This is a genomic window from Acidimicrobiia bacterium, assembly GCA_041393965.1.
Taxonomy (GTDB): domain Bacteria; phylum Actinomycetota; class Acidimicrobiia; order Spongiisociales; family UBA5794; genus UBA5794.
In genome coordinates, this window is the sequence record JAWKJB010000003.1 from 383,460 (window position 1) to 406,733 (window position 23,274).

Here is a 23,274-nt window from a genome sequence, read left to right on the forward strand (position 1 = left end):
CATTACGCTTTGGCGTCCACTCAGGAGGGCCATGGCCTCGTACGACTTCAGGGAGATCGAGCGACGCTGGCAGCAGGCATGGGCTGACCAGCGGATCTACCGCGTTCCGAATCCGGGAGATGACGGCTTCGATCCGGCGAAGCCGAAGATGTACATCCTCGACATGTTCCCATACCCATCCGGAGCGGGACTCCATGTCGGCCACCCCCTCGGGTACATCGGCACCGACATCTACTCGAGGTTCTGGCGAATGCGCGGATCGAATGTGCTGCACCCGATGGGGTTCGATGCATTCGGTCTCCCTGCCGAGCAGTACGCAGTCGAAACCGGTGTCCACCCGAGGGTGACCACCGACAAGAACATTGAAACTTACCGCCGACAGCTCACATCGTTCGGGTTCTCCTACGACTGGAGTCGGTCCATCGCGACGACCGACCCCGACTATTACCGGTGGACGCAATGGATCTTCCTGAAGCTGTTCGACTCGTGGTTCGACGAGACCGCCAACCGGGCTCGCCCCATCAGCGAGCTCGTTGCCGAACTCGAATCGGGTGAGCGGAGCGCTGACGGTGTTGCGTGGATGAACCTCGAACAGGTCGACCGCGCCGCGTACCTCGACAGCCAGCGACTTGCGTACATCGACGAAGTGCCGGTCAACTGGTGTCCGGCGCTCGGGACGGTGCTCGCGAATGAAGAGGTCACGCCCGAAGGGCTCTCCGAGCGCGGCGACCATCCGGTGTTCCGCCGGCCGCTCCGTCAGTGGATGCTGCGAATCACCGCCTACGCGGACCGTCTGATCGATGATCTCGAGACCCTCGACTGGCCCGAATCGGTCACGACGATGCAGCGGAACTGGATCGGTCGCTCCGAGGGGGCGACCATCGTGTTCGACATCATCGATCACGGGCAGCTTCGGGTGTTCACAACCCGACCCGATACGGTGTTCGGTGCGACCTACATGGTTATGGCGCCCGAGCACGCCCTCGTCGACAAAATCGTCGCGGCGTCCTGGCCTGACGGTACGAAACCCTCGTGGACCCTCGGCATGGACGATCCGGTGACGGCGACGCGGGCCTACCGGAGCGCTTCGCTGCGTAAGTCCGAGCTTGAGCGACAGGTCGAGGACCGTCACAAAACCGGAGTGTTCACCGGGGCGTTCGCCATCAACCCCCTCAACGGCGAGGAGATCCCGATCTTCATCGCTGACTATGTGCTGATGGGGTACGGAACCGGTGCAATCATGGCCGTGCCGGGCCAGGACGAGCGGGACTGGGAGTTCGCAGAGCAATTCGACCTGCCGATCGTACGCACCGTCGAGCCGCCCGTGGACTTCGCAGGCAACGCATACCTCGGTGACGGTCCAGCGATCAACAGTGGGTTCCTCGACGGGCTCGACATCGCCGAAGCGAAGAGCCGCATCATCCACTGGCTGGAAAACAACGGTGCCGGGAAGGGAACTGTCACCTACAAGCTGCGTGACTGGCTGTTCTCGCGCCAGCGCTATTGGGGAGAGCCGATACCGATCCTGCACGGCCCAAACGGCGAACTCCGTGCCGTCGACGAAAGCGAGCTACCCCTTCGGCTCCCCGAGGTCGATGACTTCACGCCGAACGCCTCCGACGATGAAGATGCCGAACCGACCCCTGCGCTCGCCAAGGCGCCCGATGACTGGAAGCTCGTCGACATCGACGGCACCACTTGGCAGCGCGAGCTCAACACCATGCCGCAATGGGCGGGATCCTGCTGGTATTACCTGCGCTATCTCGATCCGCACAACGACAACGAGCTCGTCGATCCCGAAGTGGAGCGGTACTGGATGGGGTCCCAGGGTGTGGACCTGTATGTCGGCGGGGTCGAGCATGCCGTCCTGCATCTGTTGTATGCGCGCTTCTGGCACAAAGTGCTTTACGACCTCGGCTATGTCGGGACACCGGAGCCCTTCGGCCGACTCTTCAACCAGGGATACATCCTCGCTGACGCCTATCAGGACGCCCGCGGGATGTATGTCCCAGCCGACGATGTCGTTGAAGTTGACGGCATGTTCATGTATCGAGGTGAACCGGTCGAAAAGCAATACGGGAAGATGGGGAAGTCACTCAAGAACTCCGTCAACCCCGATGACATCTTCGAGGAGTACGGCGTCGATACGCTGCGCCTCTACGAGATGTTCATGGGTCCCCTCGACGCATCCCGCCCGTGGTCGACCCGGGACATTGTCGGTGTGTACCGGTTCCTGCAACGACTGTGGAGGAACTTCGTTTCTGAAGATGGCGGGATCCTCGTCAGCGACGAGCCCTCCGAAGGTGAGCTCAAGGTTCTGTTGCACCGCACGGTGGAAGCCGTGACGCGCGACATGGAGCAGCTCCACTTCAACACGGCTGTCGCGAGGCTCTTCGAGCTGAACAATGCTCTTGTCGGTCTCGAACGGATCCCCGCTGATGTCGCAGATGTGCTGCTTCGTCTGCTTGCCCCGCTCGCCCCCCACATCTGCGAGGAACTGTGGCATGTGATCGGCAACACCTCGTCGGTGGTCCTCGCTGAGTGGCCCGATTGGGATCCGGCTCTCACCGCGGTGGAATCCGCCACCATGGTTGTGCAGGTGAACGGCAAGGTTCGTGATCGGATCGATGTGCCGATTTCCATCACCGAAGAGCAGGCGGTTGCACTTGCGTTGTCCTCGAGGAAGGTGCTCGCCCACACCGGCGGCGACCAACCCCGCAAGGTGATCGCGAAGCTCCCCAATGTCGTGAGTCTCGTGGTCTGATGCTTCCCGCAGCGGTCGCGATCCACCGGGCAGGACTTGCGGTCGACCCCGACGAATTCGCCGATGTGTCCTTCGAGGTGATGCCGCGATGGTTGCGGAGGATCTCGGGCGCCGGGATCGAAGGCATCTCGGTCGCAAGGAGGGTCTTTGTCACGGAAGAGGTATTCGAGCAGGTGGTGCTCGGACAACGGCCCGACATCGTCGCTCACGAACTCGTCCACACCGCACAGTGGGCCGACGGCGGTCTCGGATTCTGGGCTCGCTATGTAGGGGAGTATGCGGGCCTGCGGCTGCTTGGCCTTTCCCACGGTGCCGCCTATCGGGGAATCTCATACGAGGTGGACGCCCAGCGTGTGGCGTCCGAGCACTTGTGAGCGTGCAAGGCGTTCCGCCCCCTCCGCCGCCACCGCCACCCGGATACCTTCCCGTTCCCTCGTCGTTCGTCGGTTCGGTGGCGATGTTCTGGTGGACCGTCGGCGCCTTCTTCGCCGGTGTGCTCGGCGCCAACATCGTCGGTGTCTTCGTCATCGCAGCACACGCAGACCTGACGGATCCGGTTCCGTTCGCTCTGGTGTTCCTCGGACAGGCCGGCGGCTCCTTTGCCCTTGTATGGCTGTTCTCAGCCCGAGCGTCGTCCGGTTCCCTCGCCGCAGATGTCGGGCTCGTGCTACGGCCGTCTGATTGGTGGGCTCTCCTTGCCGGTATGGGATTGCAGATCGCTGCTGCCCTCATGACCTACCCACTCGTCGATTCGCTCTTCCCCGACGGAGCCCCCCAACAAGGAGTCGCGGGGATCACCGCAGGAACACGCACCACCTTCGAGGTCATCGTCATTTTCCTGTCCGTCGCTGCCGTTGCGCCGATCATCGAAGAGATCATCTATCGGGGCATGCTGCTGTCCTGGCTGCGCCGCCACATGGGTCAATGGGCAGCCATCATCGTGAGCGCGGCGATCTTCGCCGGGCTTCACCTCGTCGACTGGAACGCCCGTGCTGCGGTTCCCGGCCTGTTCCTGATCGGTGTCGTGCTCGGCTGGGTGGCACTCCGCCGAGGGGACCTGTCCCTCGCGATCCCGATCCATGCCGGTGTCAATCTCCTCGCGGCGATCATGCTGGTGTGGGGCGATGAGATGGCCGAGTGGGCAGAACGACAGCTTGAGGAGCTCGACACCCTCAACGCGGTTGTGCACTGGATCATCGGCCTCCTCTGATGTGTCGGTCGCCACGGCGGCCTGCGCTGCGGTTGGCTATGGCGCGATCGGGAACTCGACCCTCGTGAGGAGATCGGCAGGAGGCACCGTTTGGGGGTCGTTGAGGTAGATCTCCCTCGGTGGTCCGGTCATCTCCCTTCCGTGCTCGGCGATCCAGGCCATCGTGGCCTCATAGGCTGCGCCGATCTCGGGATACGGTCCCCGATGGATGGTGGTTGCCACCGTGCCGCCCTCGAGTTCGCGGGTCGACACGCCGCCGGAACCGGCGAGCGGCCCGGCGACCGGCACACAGATCTCAATGTCGCCGTCGGTGGTGTCGTCGATCACATCGTGGTACACGAGCAGCGGTGCTCCCGTCGCGACCGCCGATTCCTTCACCATGGCCTCCATGACGGCTCCGAAACCGGAACCGATGTCGGCGGCGATACTCGCGCGGTTCGTACGGATCCGGGTGCTTGCAATCGTCTGGGGAGCTGCTTCGGTGACTTCGATGGTGTAGGGCACGATCACGCCTCCAGTCGTTGCCGACGACCCTACCGCGCGCGTCTTGGTGCTGTGTGACCCATGGATCGTCCTGAAGGGTGCCGACGACGGGTTGTCGTCCGCGGGACGAACCCCTTCCGCTTGGTCGGTGGTTGCGGTACAACGACAGGAGCGCAGCGGCATGGAAGCCATGGCCACGCGCGGGACGAACCTATCGGTTACTTCGGTTGGTGTTGCAGCCATCGTGCTTGTCGGTGCTGCCGTGTGGTTCGGTGTTGGGCATAGTGTTCCCCCGTCGGCTGTCGAGTCCTCCGCCTCGCCCGATGTCTTCCCCGGGAGCTCGCAGATCGTCACGGTCCATGTCTCAGGGTCCGTACTCGATCCCGGTTTGGTCGCCGTTCCCGACGGTTCGCGTATTGCGGACGCGGTTGCAGCGGCTGGTGGCGCAACACTCGACGCGGATCTGCGACGGCTGAATATTGCAGCGACTGTTCGCGACGGGGACCAGATCGTCGTCCCGTCCGTTGCCGATGACCCCTCGCAGGGAGCGTCGGAGCCGACCAAGATCGACATCAATACGGCGGACGCGACGGGCCTCGCCACCCTTCCCGGGATCGGGCCCGTCATCGCGCAACGGATCGTTTCGTACCGCGAACAGCACGGGGCTTTTGCCACGATCGAGGACCTTCTCGATGTTCCGGGGATCGGTGAGGCGAAGCTCGCAGCAATCAGGGATGCGATCGGTAGTTCGTGAGCCGCCTCCTTCCGGGGATTCCGGCACGCTGGTGCATGGGTGCGGCGAGCGCGGTCTGGCTCGGCGCCCTCGTCGGGATCAAGGGCTCGATCGGTGGGCTGATGGCCATCGGCATCGTATTGCCGATCGCCGGTCGATGGTGGCGGCCCGCAGCAACACTGGCCGTTTTCTGTGCACTTGGGCTCGCCTCCGGGTGGTTCGCGTCGATCCGTTCCGAGGCGGTCACCGACGCTGATATTCCGACGGGTTCGGTCGCGATCACCTTCAAGGTCGCGGAGGATGCCTCGACGACAACCCACGGCATCGCCGTTGGTGTGATCCGTGACCTCGACGGCCACGCGTGGGATGGGCCGCGTATCGGCATCCGTCGTCTCCCGCACGAGATCACGGTTGGCCACGAGGTCTCCGCGCTCGGAACGCTGATCGATGGGCACCGGCGCATCGCCGACGAGCTCGTCGCAGGGATCTTCACCCTCGACGAGGTTGTTGCCGCTCGCGCATCGCCGAATCCGCTCGTTGGCGGCGGCAACGCCGTGCGTCGTGCCGTGCGGGACCGCTACAACGGCGCCCACCGAGCCGACGGACTCCTGTCTGGCTTCCTCACCGGTGACACCGATCGGATGCTCGCGCCGGACACGGAGGACCTCCGTCGTGCGGGTTTGTCGCATTTCGTTGCGGTGTCGGGCTCCAATGTGTCGCTGTTCCTGGCGATGTGGTGGATCGTGACCGCACCGCTGTCGATCCACAGGCGACTGAGGGCCCTTGTTGGCGGGGTTGGTCTGATGCTGTTCGTGGTCGTGACACGCTGGGAGCCATCGGTGATCAGAGCCGGGGTGATGGCGGCGGTTCCTCTTGTTGGGAGCCTGGCGAGTGTGCCGGTTGATCCGTGGATGGCACTCGGCGTCGCGGTGACGATTCTGGTGCTCGCATCGGGGCACCTCGTCCTTTCGGTCGGGTTTCAACTGTCCGTGCTCGCGACAGCTGGTGTCCTCGGTGGACTTGCTCTCGCGCGTGGTCGCCGGCCCCGCTGGCTGTTTGTGCCGTTGTTCGCCACGGTGGGTGCCCAGATGGCTGTTGGTCCCTTGCTCCTCGCCGTGTTCGGGACGGTTCCGCTGTTCGCACCGGTCACGAACCTCTTCGCAGGACCGGTCGTTGCGGCCTCGACGGTTGTGGCGGCTCTCGGAGTGATCGTCCCTCCCGTCGCGCACCTCGCGAGATTCGGGGGATCGACCGTGTTGTGGATCGCAGCGATGGCTGCCGACGGGCCACAGCTCGGTGCTGGCGGGGTGACTTGTGTGGCGGCTGCCGTCGGCGGGTTGTGGATCCGCGCTGTGCGCCCTCTGGTGATCGCAGGCGTGATCGTTGTTGTTGCCGCGGGCGCTCCTTGGTCGATCGCCTGGCCGAGAGTCGCCACGCTCACGGCTCTCGATGTCGGACAGGGAGACGCAATCCTCATCCAGGACCCATCGGGATCGGCGATGCTCATCGATGGCGGTTCTGATCCCCGAGTGCTCGACTCGGCGTTGCGTCGCCACGGAGTCAGGTTCATCGAGACCGTCGTGGTGACCCACAACGACAACGACCATGCAGGGGGACTTGCCGACCTGGTCGCATCAAACAGCATCGGGACCCTGATCGTGAGCGCCTACGCGCCGGACTCGTCCCTCGTCACCGCCGCCCGCGACGCAGCGATCACGGTTCGGACGGTTCGTGCAGGGGCTCGGCTCGCCGTTGGCGCCACACCGATCCGGGTCGTGGCACCATCCCGTCGCTTCGCCTCCGACAATGATGGGTCGATCGTTCTGATGGTCGACACCGGGATTTCTGTGCTCTTGCCGGGGGATATCGAAGCGGTCGCCCAGCATGAACTCCCGCCGCTGCACCCGGAGGTGATGGTTGTCCCGCATCACGGCTCGGCAACGACTGATCTCGATTGGCTGGCCGACACGGTTGGGGACAGAGCCATCCTTTCGTACGGCCCGAACCGCTACGGCCACCCGCATCCGACGGTTGTGGAACTGCTCGGCGACCTCGGCGTCACTGTTGCGAGAACACCTGAAGGCGACATCTCGATTCTCCTCCGCGGTGGCGTGCCGGGGAGCGATCCGGTGGCGGGAGTCCGGGAGCTGACGGACACGGTACGCTGAGGCGATGGGCTGGAAAGGGATCTCGGGACCGAAGGATGCCGGTCCGTCCGAACGCGAGCAGATGCTCGCGATGGCTGCCGAAGTCTTCGCCGAAGCCGGGGTGGCGAACCCGACGCGCATCGATGTCCCAGGGAGGGGCGCGGGATCGTCCGGTGACGGGGGAACGATCCGGGAACAGGTCGCCGCGATCGTCCCTGCACTCCAGTCCGGGTCGCTGTTCGGCGGGTCGACCGGTGTTCTCGTCATGGATGCCCAGAACCTCCTGAAGGCGGAATCGGCGGCGGTCGCCGAGCTGCTCGCCGTTGCCGACCCTGATCAGGTCGTTGCCGTGTTTGCCTCCTCGGGTGCCATGCCCGCCGCGCTGAAGAAGACAATCGGAAGCGATAACATCGTTTCGCTCAGGGCGTTGCGAACGCAGGACTCGCTTCGGTGGCTCAACGAGTACGCAAAGCAACACCGCCTCCGGATCGATGCCGCTGCGCGCGACGAGCTCGTCAAGCACTTCGGAGCGAACCAGGCGGCGATGCGGCGAGCCATCGACTCCCTCGCGATCTCAGGATCGACGATCGAGGCCGAAGCGATTGCTGCCACGATCGACAACCGCCCGAACGAGCCGGTGTGGCTGCTCGGTGATGCCATCATGACCGGGAACCACACGCAGGCATTGCGGCGACTTGCCGACTATCTCGAGCATAACCACCCGTTGATCCTGTTGTCGTATCTCGAGGGGGAGGTGCGGCGTCGTTCGCTCGCCGCCGTTGCCCCCGACTACGACACCTTCGCCACATGGGCGCGGGCCAATCCAGCTTCATACGCGACGAAGAAGGTGTGGGAGGGACGAACCCGCGCCAACGGTGAAGCCCTCGCGAGCTGTGTCCGAGCGCTAGCCAGAGCGGATCTGACCCTCAAGACGCAGCCAGAGGCAACGCACCGCGTCACGATGGAACGCCTGACCGTCGCAATGTCCCGTTGGATGGCCCGCTGACTGCGTCAACGGTGGGCTGATCAGCCCTCGTAGGTGTGAACCTGCGTCACTCGGTAGGTGAAGGTTCCGCCAGGCGCGTCGAAAGTGACATCCTGGCCGGGGCGCGCTCCGAGAAGTGCAGCGCCGAGCGGTGAGTCGGGGGATGCGAGCAGCATCCCATCGACGCGGTTCTCCGCCGGCGCGACGAAGAACGCGAGTTCGTCACCGTCGTCGTCGACCACCGTTGCAACGGTGCCGATCTCGACGGCACCGGAGTCGGGGACGGGCTCGACGACCGCGTTGTCGATGAGGTGGCGCAGCTCACGGATCCGTGCCTCCATGAGGCCCTGCTCGTTCTTCGCCGCGTCGTACTCGCCGTTTTCCTTCAAGTCTCCGTGCTCTCGCGCTTCGGCGATTCTGCGGACGACTTCTTGTCGACCGTCCGTGGTGAGGTGGTCGTATTCGTCCTGAAGCTTCTGGAGTGCAGCAGGGGTCATCCACTTGTGTGCGCTACCGGTCATGAGGTGTTCCTACGCCAGGATCGAATGAACCCGGGCCATGAGGCGGGACTTGCGCCGCGCCGCGGTCGCCTTGTGCAGGACGCCCTTGGTGACGGCCATGTCGATCCGCTTCTGCGTCGTGGACAGCAGCCTCGTGGCCTCGGCGGCGTCGCCAGCTTCAGCAGCCTCGACGGTACGCTTCGTCCATGTGCGCAACTCGGAGCGAACGGCCCGGTTGCGCTCGTTCGCGCGAGTGTTCTGGCGATTGCGCTTGATTTGGGACTTGATGTTTGCCATGGGGAAAGAGAACCTCGTGAGGTGTGACGGGATCGACCGCAGGATAGCAGCCGGACGCTCAAACGGTACACTCGATCTGTGGCGCTGCCACCCCTCGTCCACCGGAGAGTCCACCGGAGAACTCGATGGATCAGTCGCGTATCCGCAACTTCAGCATCATCGCCCACATCGACCACGGGAAGTCGACGCTCGCCGATCGGCTCCTCGAGCGCACCGGCGCGATCTCCGAGCGCGAGATGCGAGCGCAGCTCCTCGACGAGATGGACATCGAGCGTGAACGGGGGATCACGATCAAGGCCAATGCGGTACGCATCGACTACGAGGCACTCGACGGCGAGACCTACGAGCTGAACCTCATCGACACGCCGGGCCATGTCGATTTCTCCTATGAGGTCTCTCGCAGCCTTGCCGCGTGTGAAGGCGCGCTCCTGCTCGTCGATGCGTGCCAGGGGGTCGAGGCACAGACCCTCGCGAACGCGTATCTCGCCATCGACAGCGGCCTCGAGATCATCCCGGTCGTGAACAAGATCGATCTGCCTGCTGCCGAGCCGGGTCGCGTCTCGGACGAGATCGCGGCGGTCCTTGGCGGCTCGCCGGACGAAACGGTTCAGGTCTCGGCGAAGTCGGGTGCTGGCGTCGCAGAGCTTCTCGAAGCGATCGTCCAGCGCCTGCCGCCTCCCAATGGCGATCCGGACGGACCGCTCCGTGCGCTGGTGTTCGACTCGTATTACGACACCTACCGTGGGGTCGTCAGTCTTCTGCGCGTGGTGGACGGCACGATCGGCCACGGTGACGCCATTCGGCTGATGGCGCGGAACGAAGCGCTCGAGGTCGACGAGATCGGCGTCCGACATCCGACGATCGAGCCGACCGGGCGCCTGAACGCTGGCGAGGTCGGCTATCTCGTGACCGGGGTCAAAGACATCGACCTGATCAGGGTCGGCGACACCGTCACCCATGTGGACCGACCCGCCACCGAGCCCCTCGCGGGCTACGGTGAGCCGAAGCCGATGGTGTTCTCTGGCCTGTTTCCCACCGACGGCGACGATTTCGAACGCCTCCGTGAGGCCCTCGACAAGCTTCGGCTCAACGACTCCTCGTTGGTCTATCAGGCTGAGACCTCTCGGGCGCTCGGGTTCGGTTTCCGCTGCGGCTTCCTCGGCCTCCTCCACATGGAGATCGTCCGGGAGCGCCTCGAACGAGAGTACGACCTCGACCTCGTCACGACCGCGCCATCGGTCGAGTATCTGGCCAACACGACCGACGGGAAACAGGTGATCGTCCACAGTCCCCAAGACCTGCCCGCGACGGCGTCGATCGTCTCCATCGAGGAGCCCTATGTGAAGGTCATGATCATCACCCCATCTGCGTACATCGGCACCGTGATGGACCTGATCCAGGCGAAACGGGGAGAGATGGGGGACATGACCTACCTGAGCCCTGAACGGGTCGAGTTGCACTACATCGTTCCCCTTGCCGAGATCGTGTTTGACTTCTTCGACCAGCTCAAATCCCGGACGCGAGGCTACGCGTCACTCGACTACGAACCCGACGAGTACCGGGTCTCGGATCTCGTGCGGGTCGACATCCTGCTCAACAGCCAGCCGGTCGATGCGTTCTCGACGATCGTCCACAAGGACAAGGCGTCGACCTACGGCAGGGCGATGGTGAAGCGGCTCCGCGAGCTCATCCCACGCCAGATGTTCGATGTCCCTGTGCAGGCGGCTGTCGGTTCGCGGATCATCTCGCGCGAGACCATCAAGGCACGGCGCAAGGATGTCACGGCCAAGTGCTACGGGGGCGACATCACCCGAAAACGCAAGTTGCTCGAGCGCCAGAAGGAAGGCAAGAAGCGGATGAAGATGGTCGGATCCGTCGAGGTCCCCCAGGAGGCCTTTGTTGCGGCCCTCACCATCGGGGATGAGTGATCCGCGTAAGCAACCGCAGGTCCGCCCCGACAGCCCTGTCCTCGCTGACTGCGCAGCCACATGGAAGTCGGCCTACATCCACATTCCGTTCTGTCTTCGCCGATGCCCGTACTGTGACTTCGCGATCGTCGATGAATCATCTCGGGGACGAACGGAGGTCGATCGCTATGTTGCGTCGGTTCTGGCCGAGATCGAGATGGAATCCGGCATCGGCCGACTCGACGCGATCAATGTCGGGGGCGGAACGCCCACCCGCCTTCCCCCGGTCATGCTCAAGCGCATCGTCGAGCATGTGATCGACCGACACGATGCGAGGCACGACATCGAGATCTCGCTCGAGGCCAACCCCGAGGACTGGGACGAATCGATGGCAAGCGAGCTCGTCGCTGCGGGATTCAACCGCGTCTCGTTCGGTGCGCAGTCGTTCGATGAATCGGTGCTGTCGGCTCTCGGCCGAAGTCATACACCCGACGACATCGACCGAGCCGTCCACACCGCACGCGAAGCAGGGTTCTCGTCAGTCTCGCTCGACCTGATCTTCGGCCATCCCGCGGAGTCGGACACCTCGTGGGAGCTCACGGTGCGCAGAGCACTCAGCCTCGACTCCGACCATCTCTCGACCTATGCGCTCACCGTGGAACCCGGCACGCTGCTGGCACGCCAAGTCCAAGGAGGGGCTACAGGGCCCGATGACGATGTGCAGGCCGACCGCTACCACCGATTCCTGTCCCTCGCAGAACCCGAAGGGTTCGTTCGATACGAGGTCTCGAACCACGCCCGCGCGGGGCATGCGTGTCGCTACAACCTATCCACTTGGGCACACGGGGAATACCTCGGATTCGGGATGGCTGCCCACGACCACATCGCAGGAACCCGATCCCGTAACCACCGCCGACTCGACCGCTACCTCGATGCCGTCGAGGCAGGGATCCGGCCCCGCCTCGGATCGGAGGTACTCGACGCAACCGACGCAGAACGCGACGCCTTGATGCTCGGGCTACGCCTCGCCTGCGGAGCCCGCATGACCAAGACCGCGCAGCGATTCTGGGAGTCGGACCCCGGGCAGCGGCTCGCTGATGCGGGTCTTCTGACGATCGCCGACGGCAGGCTCGTTGCCCCAAGACCCATGCTTGCGGACACGGTCATCCGCGAAGCGTTATCAGTCTCGGCATCCGATTGCTAACTTCCCATGATGCTCGACAACCGACGATCGCGGGTCCTCAAGGCCCTCGTCGAGGAGTACATCCGAACGGGGGAGCCGGTGAGTTCCCAGTCCGTGCTGACGCGGAGCGGACTCGATGTGAGTTCCGCAACGGTGCGCAACGACCTCGCGCGCTTGGAATCGTACGGTTTCGTCGCCCAGCCCCATACTTCGTCGGGCCGAGTCCCGACCCACCAGGGGTACCGATTCTATGTGGATCACCTCGCCCCGTCGAAGCTGCGCGAAGCGACCCGGCACCGGATCGATTCGTTCTTCCACGATGTCCACCGGCAGGTCTCCGACCTGCTCAGGGAAACCTCGACCTTCGTGAGCGACCTCACGACCTATCCGTCGGTGGTGGTCGGTCCCGTACGGCTGAACGACACCGTTCGTGAGGTCCGCCTCATCGGTATCGGTGGCAGCGTCGTGCTCGCGGTCGCGGTCGCCGACGACGGCCGCGTCCATCAGGAGTTCGTCGATGTCGGGGTCGTTCCCGACCGTGACACGCTCGAGTCCGCCGAGCGTCTGATCGCGGCCGCCTACGAAGGTCGGTCGCTTGACGATCCGGCAAAGGACAAACTCCAGGTGTCGGAAGTATCGGCCGTCGTGCGGAGGGTGATCACTCCGGTCACGAGCAAGCTCGCGACGGCGGGAGATCAGCATCGTGAGGTCTATGTGGGTGGGACTGCCCAGATGGTGTCGCTGTGGAACGATCTGACGATGGTGCAGCGGCTTCTCGAGCTGATCGATCAACAAGCATCGCTCGTCGACCTCGTGAGCGACGATGCGGGCGGCACCCAGGTCCGGTTCGGGCCCGATGTGGGAGATGTCGACGATCTCGCCGTGGTGTCGACAACCTACGAAATGGCGTCGGGCGCAACCGGCCAGATCGGCGTCATCGGTCCGATGCGCATGAACTACCGGCGGACGATCCGGGTCGTCGAAAAGGTGTCGGAGAGCCTCAAGGGACAGCTTGGGGCCGACGAATGAAGGACTACTACAACATTCTCGGCGTCTCGCGCGACGCGTCCTCCGATGAGATCAAGCGATCCTTCCGGAAGCTCGCACGGGAAACCCATCCGGATGCGAACCCGGACGACCCGACAGCCGAGGAGCGTTTCCGGGACATCGCAGAGGCCTACGAGGTGCTGTCCGATGCGCAAAAGCGCGCACGGTACGACCGGGGCGAGACCTTCCGAGGACAAGACCTCTTCAGCCAGTTCGGAGGACTCGAGGACATCCTCCAGCAGTTCTTCGGCGGGAGCTTCGGTGGGTTCGGAGGCTTCGGAGGAGGCGGCCGCCGAGGGCCATCGCGCGGCAGCGACATCGCCATACGCATCGACCTCGACCTCGCGGATGCAGCGTTCGGGACGCAGCGTGAGGTCTCGTTCGTTGCAGACATCGCCTGTTCGACCTGCTCGGCAACCGGGGCAGCACCCGGCACGACGCCGGTCACCTGCTCGACCTGTGGCGGCCAGGGTCGGGTGCAAGCCGCCCGCCAAACCATGCTCGGCACGATGATGTCGGTTCAGGACTGCCCGGACTGCTCGGGAACCGGCAACCGCATCGACGATCCGTGCGATGACTGTCGGGGAGAGGGGCGCCATCGCGGGGAGCGAACGCTCACCGTCGATGTTCCTGCAGGTGTGGACACCGGCACGCGACTCCGCCTCACCGGGAAGGGTGCTGCCGGTCAACGAGGAGCCCCAGGCGGCGATGCCTATGTCGAGATCAGGGTTGCCGACGATCCGAGATTCCAACGGGTGGGTGATGACCTCCACCACCGGGTCACGATCGGGTTTACGGAAGCCACCTTCGGTGCCGAGATCGAGGTTCCGCTGCTCGATGGTGGCACCGAATCCCTCGACATACCGGCAGGGACCCAGCCCGAGACGATCTATCGACTCGGGAAGCAAGGTGTGCCACGCCTCCAACGGCGTGGTCGGGGCGACATGCTCGTGCATGTCGAGGTCGCCGTTCCGACGGACCTCGACGACGAGCAGGAGGACCTGCTTCGCAGCTACGGGAACCTCCGCGGCGAGGAGCCCGCGGCGAGAAAGCGCGGCCTGTTCCGTCGATGAGACACCTGCCTCATCTGCTCGTACCCGGCGAGTGGGGACACGGAGCGTTCGAACTCGAAGCTGCCGACCTTGCGCACCTGACACGGGTGCTCCGACTCTCAGACGGGGACACCGTCTCGTACACCGACGGCGCCGGCCGAGTCGGACACGGACGGCTCGAAGGGAGAGTCGTGGCTCGAGGGACCGAGTCCGAGGTCCCCCGACCGCGTGACCTGACGGTTGCCGTAGCCCCGCCCCGGCAGCGTGACCGCGCAAGGTTCCTTGTCGAGAAGGTCCAGGAAATCGGGGTCCGTCGCCTCATGTGGCTTGACACCGACCACGGTGAGGGCAAGCCCCCGAGCGATGCCCGAGTGGCGGCGTGGCGCAAGGCCGCCATCGAGCAGTCGCGGGGAGCGTGGCTCGTTGAGGTCAACGGTCCGGTACGGCTCGCCGACCTCGAGAACCCGCTCCTGTGTGACCCGGACGGGGAGCCGATCGCGCACTTCGACGACACGGGTCCGATCATGCTGGCGGTGGGGCCCGAGGGCGGCTGGTCCAATGCCGAACGAGACGGTCGGAGCGCAATATCCCTCGGTTCCCAGATCCTTCGTGTCGAGACGGCGGCCGTCGTCGCGGCTGGGATCATCCTCCACGGCAGGTAGCAAACCGTTATGATGAAGCCACGAGTGATGCGTCCAAATCACGGCACGGAGAGTATTCTCGCAAGCACGGTCCGTGGCGTGATGTGCTGCGTGATGGAGGAGAGATGGACTACAACGAACGGGTCGGTGAGCGTCTCCGGGCCATCCGTGTGCAACTCGGCATGTCCCTCCAGGATGTCCACCGCGACACCGGGGGCGAGTTCAAAGCAGCGGTCCTCGGGGCGTACGAGCGTGGTGAACGGGCCATTTCGGTGCCAAGGCTCCATCGTCTCGCCTCCTGGTACCGCGTTCCGATCGCACAGCTGCTGCCGGACGAGGACCGTGAGGAGACAGCTCCTCCGATGTCGGAAGGCGTCACCATCGATCTGTCGAGGGTCGAAGCGCTCGACTCGACGACCGGTGCCGCCATCGACCGTTTCCTCAAAAAGATCCAGATCCAACGCCAGGACTTCAACGGACGAGTGCTCACGATACGCGGTTCGGATGTGGCGCTCCTCGCAACGCTGCTGGATCTCGCCGATGCCGACCTCGTCGATCAGATCATGCAGCGTCCCTGATCGGCGCCTGTCCGTTTCCCCGGCCTATCAGGGTCCGGGGGATATACTCCGGCCACGCTCTTTGAGCGTTCCCGTATCTGCCAGCAGACAGGACCGTAGGCATTGACCTATCCGCCTGACACAGACTCACGGGTGCGTGTTCCTTCGAATCACCTCATGATCGAACTATTGGGGAACCGGGACGCGCACCTCAGACGCGTCGAGAACGCGTTCCCACGCGCGCGGGTGGTTGCCCGAGGCAATGAGATCGACATCACCGGGGACAACCGCGAAGCCGAGATGGCGTACACGGTCATCGAGGAACTGCTGGTCCTCGTCCAGGAGGGCCAGTCGCTCGACGCCGAGCGCGTCGATCGTGTCATCGAGATGGTGCGGGCCGATGTCCCGAAGCCATCGGGTGTGTTCACCGACTCGATTGCGGTCGGCCGCGGCAAGGTCGTCCGGGCCAAGACGCTCGGGCAGAAGGGCTATGTGGATTCGATCCGCGAGAACACGATGGTGTTCGGCATCGGACCCGCCGGAACCGGGAAGACCTATCTGGCGATGGCGTGTGCCGTCGAAGCCCTCGTGTCGGGTGCCGTTCGTCGCATCATCTTGTCGCGTCCCGCCGTCGAAGCGGGGGAGCGTCTCGGCTTCCTCCCAGGGGACCTCGCCGCGAAGGTCGATCCGTACCTGCGTCCGTTGTACGACGCGTTGTACGAGATGCTCGGCCCCGAAGAGACCGGCCGGCTGATGGATCAGGGCACGATCGAGATCGCACCGCTCGCCTATATGCGCGGCCGCACGCTGAACGACGCGTTCGTGGTGCTCGACGAGGCGCAGAACACGACGCAAGAGCAGATGAAGATGTTCCTGACCCGGCTCGGTTTCAACTCGAAGATGATCGTGACGGGGGATGTGACGCAGATGGACCTCGCCGACGGGCGCCCATCGGGCCTTGCGGTGGTGCGCCGGGTGCTCCAACGAGTCGATGGGGTCGGCTTCGTTGAGTTGACCGGTGACGATGTCGTGCGCCACCGGATCGTCGCTGCGATCGTCGATGCCTACGCGCGGTACGAGTCCGAGCAGCGCCGATGAGCTCGTTCATCGACCGGCACCACTCGGCTGTGAGTGTGTTCCTCGTCGCCCTCACCGTGGTGATCTCGTCCGGGATCCTGATATTCGGATATGAGCAGGTGACCGATGTCCCAGCCGTGATCGCCGAGGGGGAGCGATCGCCACAGGACTTCTACGCCGACCGATCGACCTCCGAGATCCCAGACGACGCCAAGACCGAGCAAGCTCGAACACAAGCCGAGATCAACGAGCCGGCGCCGTACACAATCAACCAGACGACTTCGCAGAATGTGATCAACGACATCATCCTGTTCTTCTCCGATCTCGACGATGGGGCCTTCCTTCCGGCTCCTCCACCGACGACCACAACGACCATCGATGTGACCACGACGATCGCAGGGGACACGACATCGTCCACATCGTCGACGACCACGGTCCCGACGACAACCACCACCACGACGCTGCCCCGTCGTGACGCTGAAGACCAGGTCTCGCGACTGATGGCAACCCACGCGATCCTCACCGAGGACACCATCGCCCAGTTCGTCTACCTCCACGACAAGGATCTCGATCGCGTTGCAGACGGTGAGGCGTCGGTGTTCCCCGACATGCAGGCAACCGCAACCGGATGGGCGTCCGATGAGCTGACCGAAGGGATACGAACCTCGGATCTCAACACCGTACAGAGCAAGTACCTCGCGTCGGCGACCCGGCCACCGATCTCGATCGTCGGAATCCCGGAGGAGGATGTTCCGATCACCCACGAAGCACTCGGTTCACTCGTCGCGCGGCGGCTCCAGGTGAACGAGGTCGTCGACGAGACACAGTGGGAGATCAACAAGCAACTTGCGCGTGACGCGGTTCCCGTGCAAACGACCTCGTACTCGATCGGAGAACCGATCGCACGCGAGGGAGATGTACTCACCGCGGTGCAGGTGGCCGCGATCCAAGAGCTCGGTCTCTACGAGCCGGAGATCGAACAGGGCGTGTCACCGTGGGCCATGGTACTGGTGACGGCACTCAGCGTCCTGCTTGCCGCATTCCTGCTGTGGCGTATCGCACCTTCCCACCTCGAACGACCTCGCGACATGGCCCTCCTCGCGATCATCATCTCTCTCGCGGCCGCCGCGGCCCGCGTGCCTGACCTCGTTACCTCGCCCGACAACCACGCGGTGGGCTACATCATGCCCGCCGTCGCGATCGGTGTGATGGCCGCGATCTTGTTCGATCAGAGAACGGCGCTGCTCGTCGCGCTTCCGATGGCTGCTTTCACAGCGGTCGCGACGGGGGATATCGGGTTCACGGTCTACGCCGGTATCGCAGCAGCGGTCCCGGTTGGATTCGTGTCGAGTGTCTCGACTCGGTCGCAGCTGCGATTGTCGGTGCTCGGCTCGGCTGCGGTCGTCGCACCGCTCGCCGCTGGGCTCGAACTCGTGTTCTTTCCCGGGGCCACCGGCGCTGACGCACTCGAGTCGCTCGCGTGGGCCCTCGCCGGTGCGGTCGTTGGTGGCTTCCTCGGCCAGGGACTTGTGTCGTTCCTCGAGACCGCCTTCGGGGTCACGACGACGATGACCCTGCTGGACCTGCTCGACCGCAACCATCCCGCCCTTCAAGTCCTCGAGGAGCAGGCGCCCGGGACCTTCAACCACTCGATGCTTGTCGGCTCGCTCGCAGGGAGGGCGGCGAGGGCAATCGGCGCCGACCCGCTTCTTGCGCAGGCCGCTGCGTGGTACCACGACCTCGGCAAGACGAAGAACCCCCAATACTTCGTCGAGAACCAGCTCGGTTACAACCCCCACGATGAGCTCGATCCACAGGAGTCGGCATCGATCATCCGCCAGCATGTTTCCGACGGCCTTGAGCTCGCCCGCCAATACCGAATCCCCGACGATGTCGCGGCCGGGATTCTCATGCATCACGGCACGAGCCTCATGCGCTACTTCTACCACAAGGCGCTCAAGACTGACGAGGATGTCGACCCGGACCTCTTCCGCCATGCTGGGGAGAAGCCGCGACGCCGCGAGATGGCCATTGTCATGATCTCGGACGCAACCGAGGCCGCGGCTCGCGCTTATGCCCAAGCCGAACAGCCGACCGAGATCGGACTGGCGAAACTTGTCGACTCGATCGTCGCCGAGAAACTCGACGACGGCCAGTTCGACCGATCGTCCCTGACCTTCGGAGAACTGACGGTCATCAAGGCCGAGATCGTCAACGCCCTTGCCGGCTACTACCATGTTCGGGTCGAGTACCCGGACTTCCCGACCGCGGATGCCGATCAAACCGCATGACGGCAACGGTGAAGGGCCCAAACGACGAGATCGATCTGGATGCACTCACTCGGTTCGCGCAGGCGATCCTCGACGGCGAGGGGCTCGACGATTCGGCAGCCGTCACCATCCGGCTCGTTTCGAACGACGAGATCGCGGAACTCAACGAAACCCACCTCGGAAGGTCGGGTCCGACCGATGTGCTCGCGTTCCCGATCGAGGACGCAGAGCCCGGGAACCCACCGAAGCGCCTTCCAGGCGCCCCTCCACTCGATCTCGGCGATATATTCATAGCTACCCATGTGGTCCATCAGCATGCAGACGAATACGGTGTCGATTTCTCCACCGAGCTGCACCTGATGGTGTGCCACGGCCTCCTGCATCTCCTCGGCTGGGATCACGAAACCACCGAGGACGCAGAACGGATGGAACAGCGCGAGGCGGACCACCTCGGGCGTGTCGGCATGGTGAGACGGCCATGACCGATGTCGGGATCGTCGTCGGCGTTGCTGGTGCGCTCGTCATCGCGGGAACCGCGGCGATCCTTCGCGCTGGCGGCGCAAGCCTTGTGCGAACCGCTCGCGCCGATGCCCTCAAGGCCGTCGCGGCTGGTGTCAACGGTGCCGAGCGGGTCGCTGTCCTCCTCGAGAACAGGGCAAGAGTTCAACCTGCGCTTGGAACCACTATCACCTTCCTCGCGGTGGTTGCGGTGATTCCCTTGACATGGGCAATCACCGATACGCTGAGGGGGGCAGAGCTTGGGCTGGCGTTGCTGGTGATGGCCGCCACGCTGTTGATGGCCATCGACATCGTTCCGAGAAGGCTCGGTCAGGTCCGTCCCGGAACACTCGCGTACCGGCTTTCACGGCCGCTTTCGATCGCCATTCGCTTCGGTGAGTTCGCAGGCGACCTCATCTCCGAGGTCGACGACGAGGATGTTGTCGAGGACCAGCAAGCAGCAGACGCTCAGGAAAAAGTCCTCATACGGTCGATTCTCGAGTTCACCGAAACGATTGTGCGCGAAGTCATGGTGCCGCGAACGGACATGGTCACGATCCCGGGTTCTGCGTCGACGGACGATGCCGTCGACCTCGTCCTCTCGTCGGGACGCTCGAGGATCCCCGTGACGGGTGAAGGCGTGGACCAGGTGCTCGGGGTGCTGTACTCGCGCGACCTGCTGGAGTTGTTCGATCGCGAAGCCGAACCCCGGCGGACCGATCAGGTCTGTCACGACGCGTTCTTTGTTCCCGAAACGATGCGGATCTCCGAGCTGCTGCGTGCAATGCAGTCCATGCAACAGCACATGGCGATCGTCGTCGACGAGTTCGGCAGCACGGCAGGCATCGTGACCATCGAGGATCTCGTTGAGGAGATCGTCGGGGAGATCGCCGACGAGTACGACAAGGAGGAGCCGATGATCATCGAAGACGGTGGGTCGTTCATCGTTGACGCACGGCTCGGGGTGGGTGAACTGGCGGCTCTCGTTGGCACCGAGCTGCCATCAGACGAGTGGGACACCGTCGGCGGCCTCGTGCTCGAACTCGCAGGCAGGGTCCCCGAGGAAGGTGAGTCCTTCGACCACGACGGGCTGACCTTCACGCCGATGTCGGTCCGGGGAAGGCGCGTCGAGAAGGTGCGGGTCGGTCGGGCGTGACCGACACCGAAACACGATCCGGGTTCGTCGCGGTTGTCGGCCGTCCCAATGTGGGCAAGTCGACCCTCGTCAACGCCCTCGTCGGTGACAAGGTCGCGATCACCTCGCCGCGACCACAGACAACACGCAACACCATCAGGGGCGTCCTCACCGACGAGGCGGAAGGATTCCAGATCGTCCTGGTCGACACGCCCGGCCTCCACAAGCCCAAGACCGCCCTTGGGAGACGGCTCAACGCGCTCGTGGAAGCGTCCCTCGCCGACGCCGATGCCATCATGTTCGTCATCGACGCCACCCAGCCGGTCGGTCCGGGGGACCGCTTGATCGCCGAGCGGCTCATTGCCGCAGGTACACCGGCGATCGTCGTCGTGAACAAGGTGGACCGTGCGGATCGGGAACAGATCGCTCAGCGGCTCACCGAAGCCGCCGAGTGGGGATTCGGGGCCTATGTCCCGGTGTCGGCGTTGAAGCAGGACGGCACCGCCATCATCGTCGACGAGCTTGCAGAACGCCTCGGACCCGGCCCATTCTTTTTCCCTACCGACGCGGTGACCGACCAACCGGATCGATTCACGGCTGGCGAACTCATCCGTGAGAAGTACCTGTCGAGACTCCACGACGAGCTGCCGCATGCGCTCGCAGTGGTGGTGGACGACATGGAGCAGCGTCCCGACGGTCTGCTCGAGATCGTCGCGACCGCCTATGTGGAACGGGAGTCGCAGAAGGGCATGGTGATCGGGAAGGGCGGGACGATGGTGCGTGATGTCGGCACGGCAGCGCGCTCCGACCTCGAACGCTTGTTCGGGACCCGGGTGTTCCTCGATCTGCGTGTCAAGGTTGCCCGTGACTGGCAGGAAACCGATGCGATGCTCGATCGGCTCGGGTTCTGAGGGACCGACCCCGATCCGACCCCTTTCAGCTACCAGCGATCGAGTCGAATCTGGCAGCCAGATCGGTGTCGCGGGCGGTGAGTGCGGATTCGGAGTGCGTCGTGAGGGTCATCGTGACCTTGTTCCACCGGATGTCGATGTCGGGGTGGTGGTCGGCCTGCTCGGCAGCGAAGGCGCATTCGGTCACGAACGCGACCGCGGACGGGAAGCCATCGAACTCGTAGGTTCTCTCGATCTCCTCACCCTCGAGATCCCACTCGGGGTGCTCAGCAGCGAACCTGTTTCGCTCCGACTCCGACAACCGCATGCCAGCAGTCTACCGTTCGCCCTTGGAGTCGCCGATACCGGGAACGGTGAACGGCGAACGGTAGACTTCTCCGATGGCGCTCCGATCCGACCAAGGCATCGTCCTCAGGGGCTACCCGTTCGGCGAGTCCCATCGGGTGGTGGTGCTGTTGAGTCCCAACCACGGGAAGCTGCGCACCGTGGCCAAAGGCGTTCGCAAGACCAAGAGCAGGTTCGGCGGTCGTCTCGAGCCGATGACTCATGTCGACATCGTGCTGTATGAGGGTAAGAACCTCGACACGATCACGCAGGTCTCGGTCATCAACGGGTTCCCACAGATACGCAACGACCTCGACCGCGTGCTCGCCGCAGGGACCATGATCGAGGTCGTCGACGCCGTCGTCGCAGAGGATGACCCGTCTCTGCGCATGTTTCTCCTGCTCCAACGGGGCCTCACCGTGTTGGATCATGGGCCACCGCACCCCGACCTTGTCACGGCGTTCCTGCTCAAGGCGGCCGACATCGTGGGCGTCGCCCCTGCATTCGATTCGTGCTCGGGCTGCGGCCGGACCGGTGGTCTGCGCCGGTTCAGCTTCGAGGCCGGAGGATCGGTCTGCGAAACCTGCCGCGCACCGGGATCGTTCGCGCTGCGCGCTGGTGTCGTCGAGTACCTCGCAGGGGTCGCCCACGCCGACCTCGCATCGCTCCCGGAGGCGGATGGGTCTCTCTCGGGGGAGGCGCTCGGGATCACCAAACGGTTCATGGAGTACCACCTCGAGCGGCAGCTCAAGACGCTCACCGGTCCGCGTGGCTGAGCCGTCCCGCCACGGCGTCGCCGTCCCTGCCCATGTCGCGATCATCATGGACGGGAACGGACGATGGGCGAATGCCCGTGGCTTGCACCGAACGCAAGGCCACGCCGCCGGTGAGCCCGCCTTGTTCGATGTCGTCCACGGTGCGCTCGACCTCGGCATCGAATGGTTGACGGTGTACACCTTCTCGACCGAGAACTGGTCGAGGGATCCCGACGAGGTCGAGTTCTTGATGCAATTCAATGTCGACCTCCTGGAACGGCGCCGCGACGAGCTGCACGAACTCGGAGTGCGGGTGCTGTTCTCCGGCGACCGAAACGACCCACGGATCCCCCCGGTCCTGCTCGAGCGGATGGCCACGGCTGAGCAACTCACCGCCTCCAACACGGCGATGTCGATGGTGTTCGCCTTCAACTACGGCGGCCGCACGGAGATTGTCGATGCCGTACGCGAGATCGCGAGGTCGGTGGCGGCGGGCGCACTCGATCCGGACACCATCGACGACGACACCGTCGAAGCAGCCCTCTACCTCCCTGACATGCCGGATCCCGATCTCGTGATCCGCACAAGCGGCGAGCAGCGGACCTCGAATTTCCTGCTGTGGGAAGCTGCATACGCTGAGTATGTGTTCACGCCGGTGCTGTGGCCAGACTTCGACCGGCATGAGCTCGCACGGTGCATCGCCGAGTTCAGGGCCCGTGAACGCCGATTCGGCGGCGCCGAGGATGCATCCTTGCAAGGTCCGGGCCGGTAGCATCCGACGACCCCGGCAGTCGGAAG

The 23,274-nt window shown here is 64.3% G+C and carries 23 protein-coding genes; 19 read left to right on the forward strand and 4 right to left on the reverse strand.

Features of this window, described 5'->3' with window-relative positions; all coding sequences use genetic code 11:
• The first annotated feature begins 31 nt into the window (after window positions 1-31).
• The 3 genes from leuS to R2823_10575 all read left to right on the forward strand — a co-directional run bounded on the left by leuS (window position 32) and on the right by R2823_10575 (window position 3,974).
• On the forward strand, window positions 32-2,764 hold the full coding sequence (leuS, locus tag R2823_10565; protein ID MEZ5176624.1) for a leucine--tRNA ligase: 2,733 nt from the start codon (window positions 32-34) through the stop codon (window positions 2,762-2,764).
• Window positions 2,764-3,138 carry a hypothetical protein gene (locus tag R2823_10570; GenBank protein ID MEZ5176625.1) on the forward strand — a complete coding sequence of 125 codons (375 nt, stop codon included), beginning with the start codon at window positions 2,764-2,766 and terminating at the stop codon, window positions 3,136-3,138. The genes leuS and R2823_10570 overlap by 1 nt, the downstream gene beginning before the upstream one ends.
• A gap of 83 nt (window positions 3,139-3,221) precedes the next feature.
• Window positions 3,222-3,974, forward strand: coding sequence for a CPBP family intramembrane glutamic endopeptidase (locus tag R2823_10575; protein MEZ5176626.1), 753 nt, complete (start codon window positions 3,222-3,224; stop codon window positions 3,972-3,974).
• Between the two features lie 36 nt (window positions 3,975-4,010).
• On the opposite strand, the gene R2823_10580 is transcribed toward R2823_10575, so the two are convergent.
• Entirely contained in the window at window positions 4,011-4,478 is a 468-nt protein-coding gene (locus R2823_10580) for a GyrI-like domain-containing protein (GenBank protein ID MEZ5176627.1), read from the reverse strand.
• Between the two features lie 160 nt (window positions 4,479-4,638).
• On the opposite strand from R2823_10580, the gene R2823_10585 reads away from it, so the two are divergent.
• From R2823_10585 to R2823_10595, 3 genes are read left to right on the forward strand one after another with little or no spacing between them, the layout of a single operon-like run.
• Window positions 4,639-5,211, forward strand: a complete 573-nt coding sequence (locus tag R2823_10585; GenBank protein MEZ5176628.1) for a ComEA family DNA-binding protein — start codon at window positions 4,639-4,641, stop codon at window positions 5,209-5,211.
• Window positions 5,208-7,358 carry a ComEC/Rec2 family competence protein gene (locus tag R2823_10590; GenBank protein ID MEZ5176629.1) on the forward strand — a complete coding sequence of 717 codons (2,151 nt, stop codon included), beginning with the start codon at window positions 5,208-5,210 and terminating at the stop codon, window positions 7,356-7,358. The genes R2823_10585 and R2823_10590 overlap by 4 nt, the downstream gene beginning before the upstream one ends.
• A 4-nt stretch (window positions 7,359-7,362) precedes the next feature.
• On the forward strand, window positions 7,363-8,343 hold the full coding sequence (locus R2823_10595) for a hypothetical protein (protein MEZ5176630.1): 981 nt from the start codon (window positions 7,363-7,365) through the stop codon (window positions 8,341-8,343).
• A gap of 20 nt (window positions 8,344-8,363) precedes the next feature.
• Here the strand turns inward: R2823_10595 and greA are convergent, their stop codons facing one another.
• Entirely contained in the window at window positions 8,364-8,843 is a 480-nt protein-coding gene (gene greA / locus R2823_10600; GenBank protein MEZ5176631.1) for a transcription elongation factor GreA, read from the reverse strand.
• Between the two features lie 9 nt (window positions 8,844-8,852).
• Window positions 8,853-9,119, reverse strand: a complete 267-nt coding sequence (gene rpsT, locus R2823_10605; GenBank protein ID MEZ5176632.1) for a 30S ribosomal protein S20 — start codon at window positions 9,117-9,119, stop codon at window positions 8,853-8,855.
• A 125-nt stretch (window positions 9,120-9,244) separates the two neighbouring features.
• Between rpsT and lepA the strand changes: the two genes are divergently transcribed.
• The 11 genes from lepA to era all read left to right on the forward strand — a co-directional run bounded on the left by lepA (window position 9,245) and on the right by era (window position 21,397).
• On the forward strand, window positions 9,245-11,047 hold the full coding sequence (lepA, locus tag R2823_10610) for a translation elongation factor 4 (GenBank protein MEZ5176633.1): 1,803 nt from the start codon (window positions 9,245-9,247) through the stop codon (window positions 11,045-11,047).
• Window positions 11,040-12,230 (forward strand): radical SAM family heme chaperone HemW, encoded by a 1,191-nt coding sequence (gene hemW / locus R2823_10615; protein ID MEZ5176634.1) that lies wholly within the window; start codon window positions 11,040-11,042, stop codon window positions 12,228-12,230. The genes lepA and hemW overlap by 8 nt, the downstream gene beginning before the upstream one ends.
• Window positions 12,231-12,239: 9 nt before the next feature.
• Window positions 12,240-13,238: a heat-inducible transcriptional repressor HrcA gene (hrcA, locus tag R2823_10620; protein MEZ5176635.1), complete on the forward strand. Its 999-nt coding sequence runs from the start codon at window positions 12,240-12,242 to the stop codon at window positions 13,236-13,238.
• Window positions 13,235-14,329, forward strand: a complete 1,095-nt coding sequence (gene dnaJ, locus R2823_10625) for a molecular chaperone DnaJ (GenBank protein MEZ5176636.1) — start codon at window positions 13,235-13,237, stop codon at window positions 14,327-14,329. The genes hrcA and dnaJ overlap by 4 nt, the downstream gene beginning before the upstream one ends.
• A complete protein-coding gene (locus R2823_10630) occupies window positions 14,326-14,970 on the forward strand; it encodes an RsmE family RNA methyltransferase (protein ID MEZ5176637.1) in 645 nt (214 codons plus the stop codon). The genes dnaJ and R2823_10630 overlap by 4 nt, the downstream gene beginning before the upstream one ends.
• 104 nt (window positions 14,971-15,074) lie before the next feature.
• On the forward strand, window positions 15,075-15,527 hold the full coding sequence (locus R2823_10635) for a helix-turn-helix domain-containing protein (protein MEZ5176638.1): 453 nt from the start codon (window positions 15,075-15,077) through the stop codon (window positions 15,525-15,527).
• 156 nt (window positions 15,528-15,683) lie between these two features.
• Window positions 15,684-16,604: a PhoH family protein gene (locus tag R2823_10640; GenBank protein MEZ5176639.1), complete on the forward strand. Its 921-nt coding sequence runs from the start codon at window positions 15,684-15,686 to the stop codon at window positions 16,602-16,604.
• Window positions 16,601-18,874, forward strand: coding sequence for an HDIG domain-containing protein (locus R2823_10645; protein MEZ5176640.1), 2,274 nt, complete (start codon window positions 16,601-16,603; stop codon window positions 18,872-18,874). The genes R2823_10640 and R2823_10645 overlap by 4 nt, the downstream gene beginning before the upstream one ends.
• On the forward strand, window positions 18,871-19,335 hold the full coding sequence (gene ybeY, locus R2823_10650; GenBank protein MEZ5176641.1) for an rRNA maturation RNase YbeY: 465 nt from the start codon (window positions 18,871-18,873) through the stop codon (window positions 19,333-19,335). The genes R2823_10645 and ybeY overlap by 4 nt, the downstream gene beginning before the upstream one ends.
• Complete coding sequence (locus tag R2823_10655; GenBank protein MEZ5176642.1) at window positions 19,332-20,507, forward strand: hemolysin family protein; 1,176 nt, start codon at window positions 19,332-19,334, stop codon at window positions 20,505-20,507. Before ybeY ends, R2823_10655 begins: the two co-directional genes overlap by 4 nt.
• Window positions 20,504-21,397, forward strand: a complete 894-nt coding sequence (gene era, locus R2823_10660; GenBank protein MEZ5176643.1) for a GTPase Era — start codon at window positions 20,504-20,506, stop codon at window positions 21,395-21,397. Before R2823_10655 ends, era begins: the two co-directional genes overlap by 4 nt.
• Before the next feature lie 25 nt (window positions 21,398-21,422).
• Here the strand turns inward: era and R2823_10665 are convergent, their stop codons facing one another.
• Complete coding sequence (locus R2823_10665; protein MEZ5176644.1) at window positions 21,423-21,704, reverse strand: 4a-hydroxytetrahydrobiopterin dehydratase; 282 nt, start codon at window positions 21,702-21,704, stop codon at window positions 21,423-21,425.
• A 73-nt stretch (window positions 21,705-21,777) separates the two neighbouring features.
• On the opposite strand from R2823_10665, the gene recO reads away from it, so the two are divergent.
• Together recO and uppS are read left to right on the forward strand one after the other, a co-directional pair.
• A complete protein-coding gene (recO, locus tag R2823_10670; protein MEZ5176645.1) occupies window positions 21,778-22,497 on the forward strand; it encodes a DNA repair protein RecO in 720 nt (239 codons plus the stop codon).
• Entirely contained in the window at window positions 22,490-23,248 is a 759-nt protein-coding gene (gene uppS / locus R2823_10675) for a polyprenyl diphosphate synthase (protein ID MEZ5176646.1), read from the forward strand. Before recO ends, uppS begins: the two co-directional genes overlap by 8 nt.
• Window positions 23,249-23,274 lie beyond the last annotated feature (26 nt).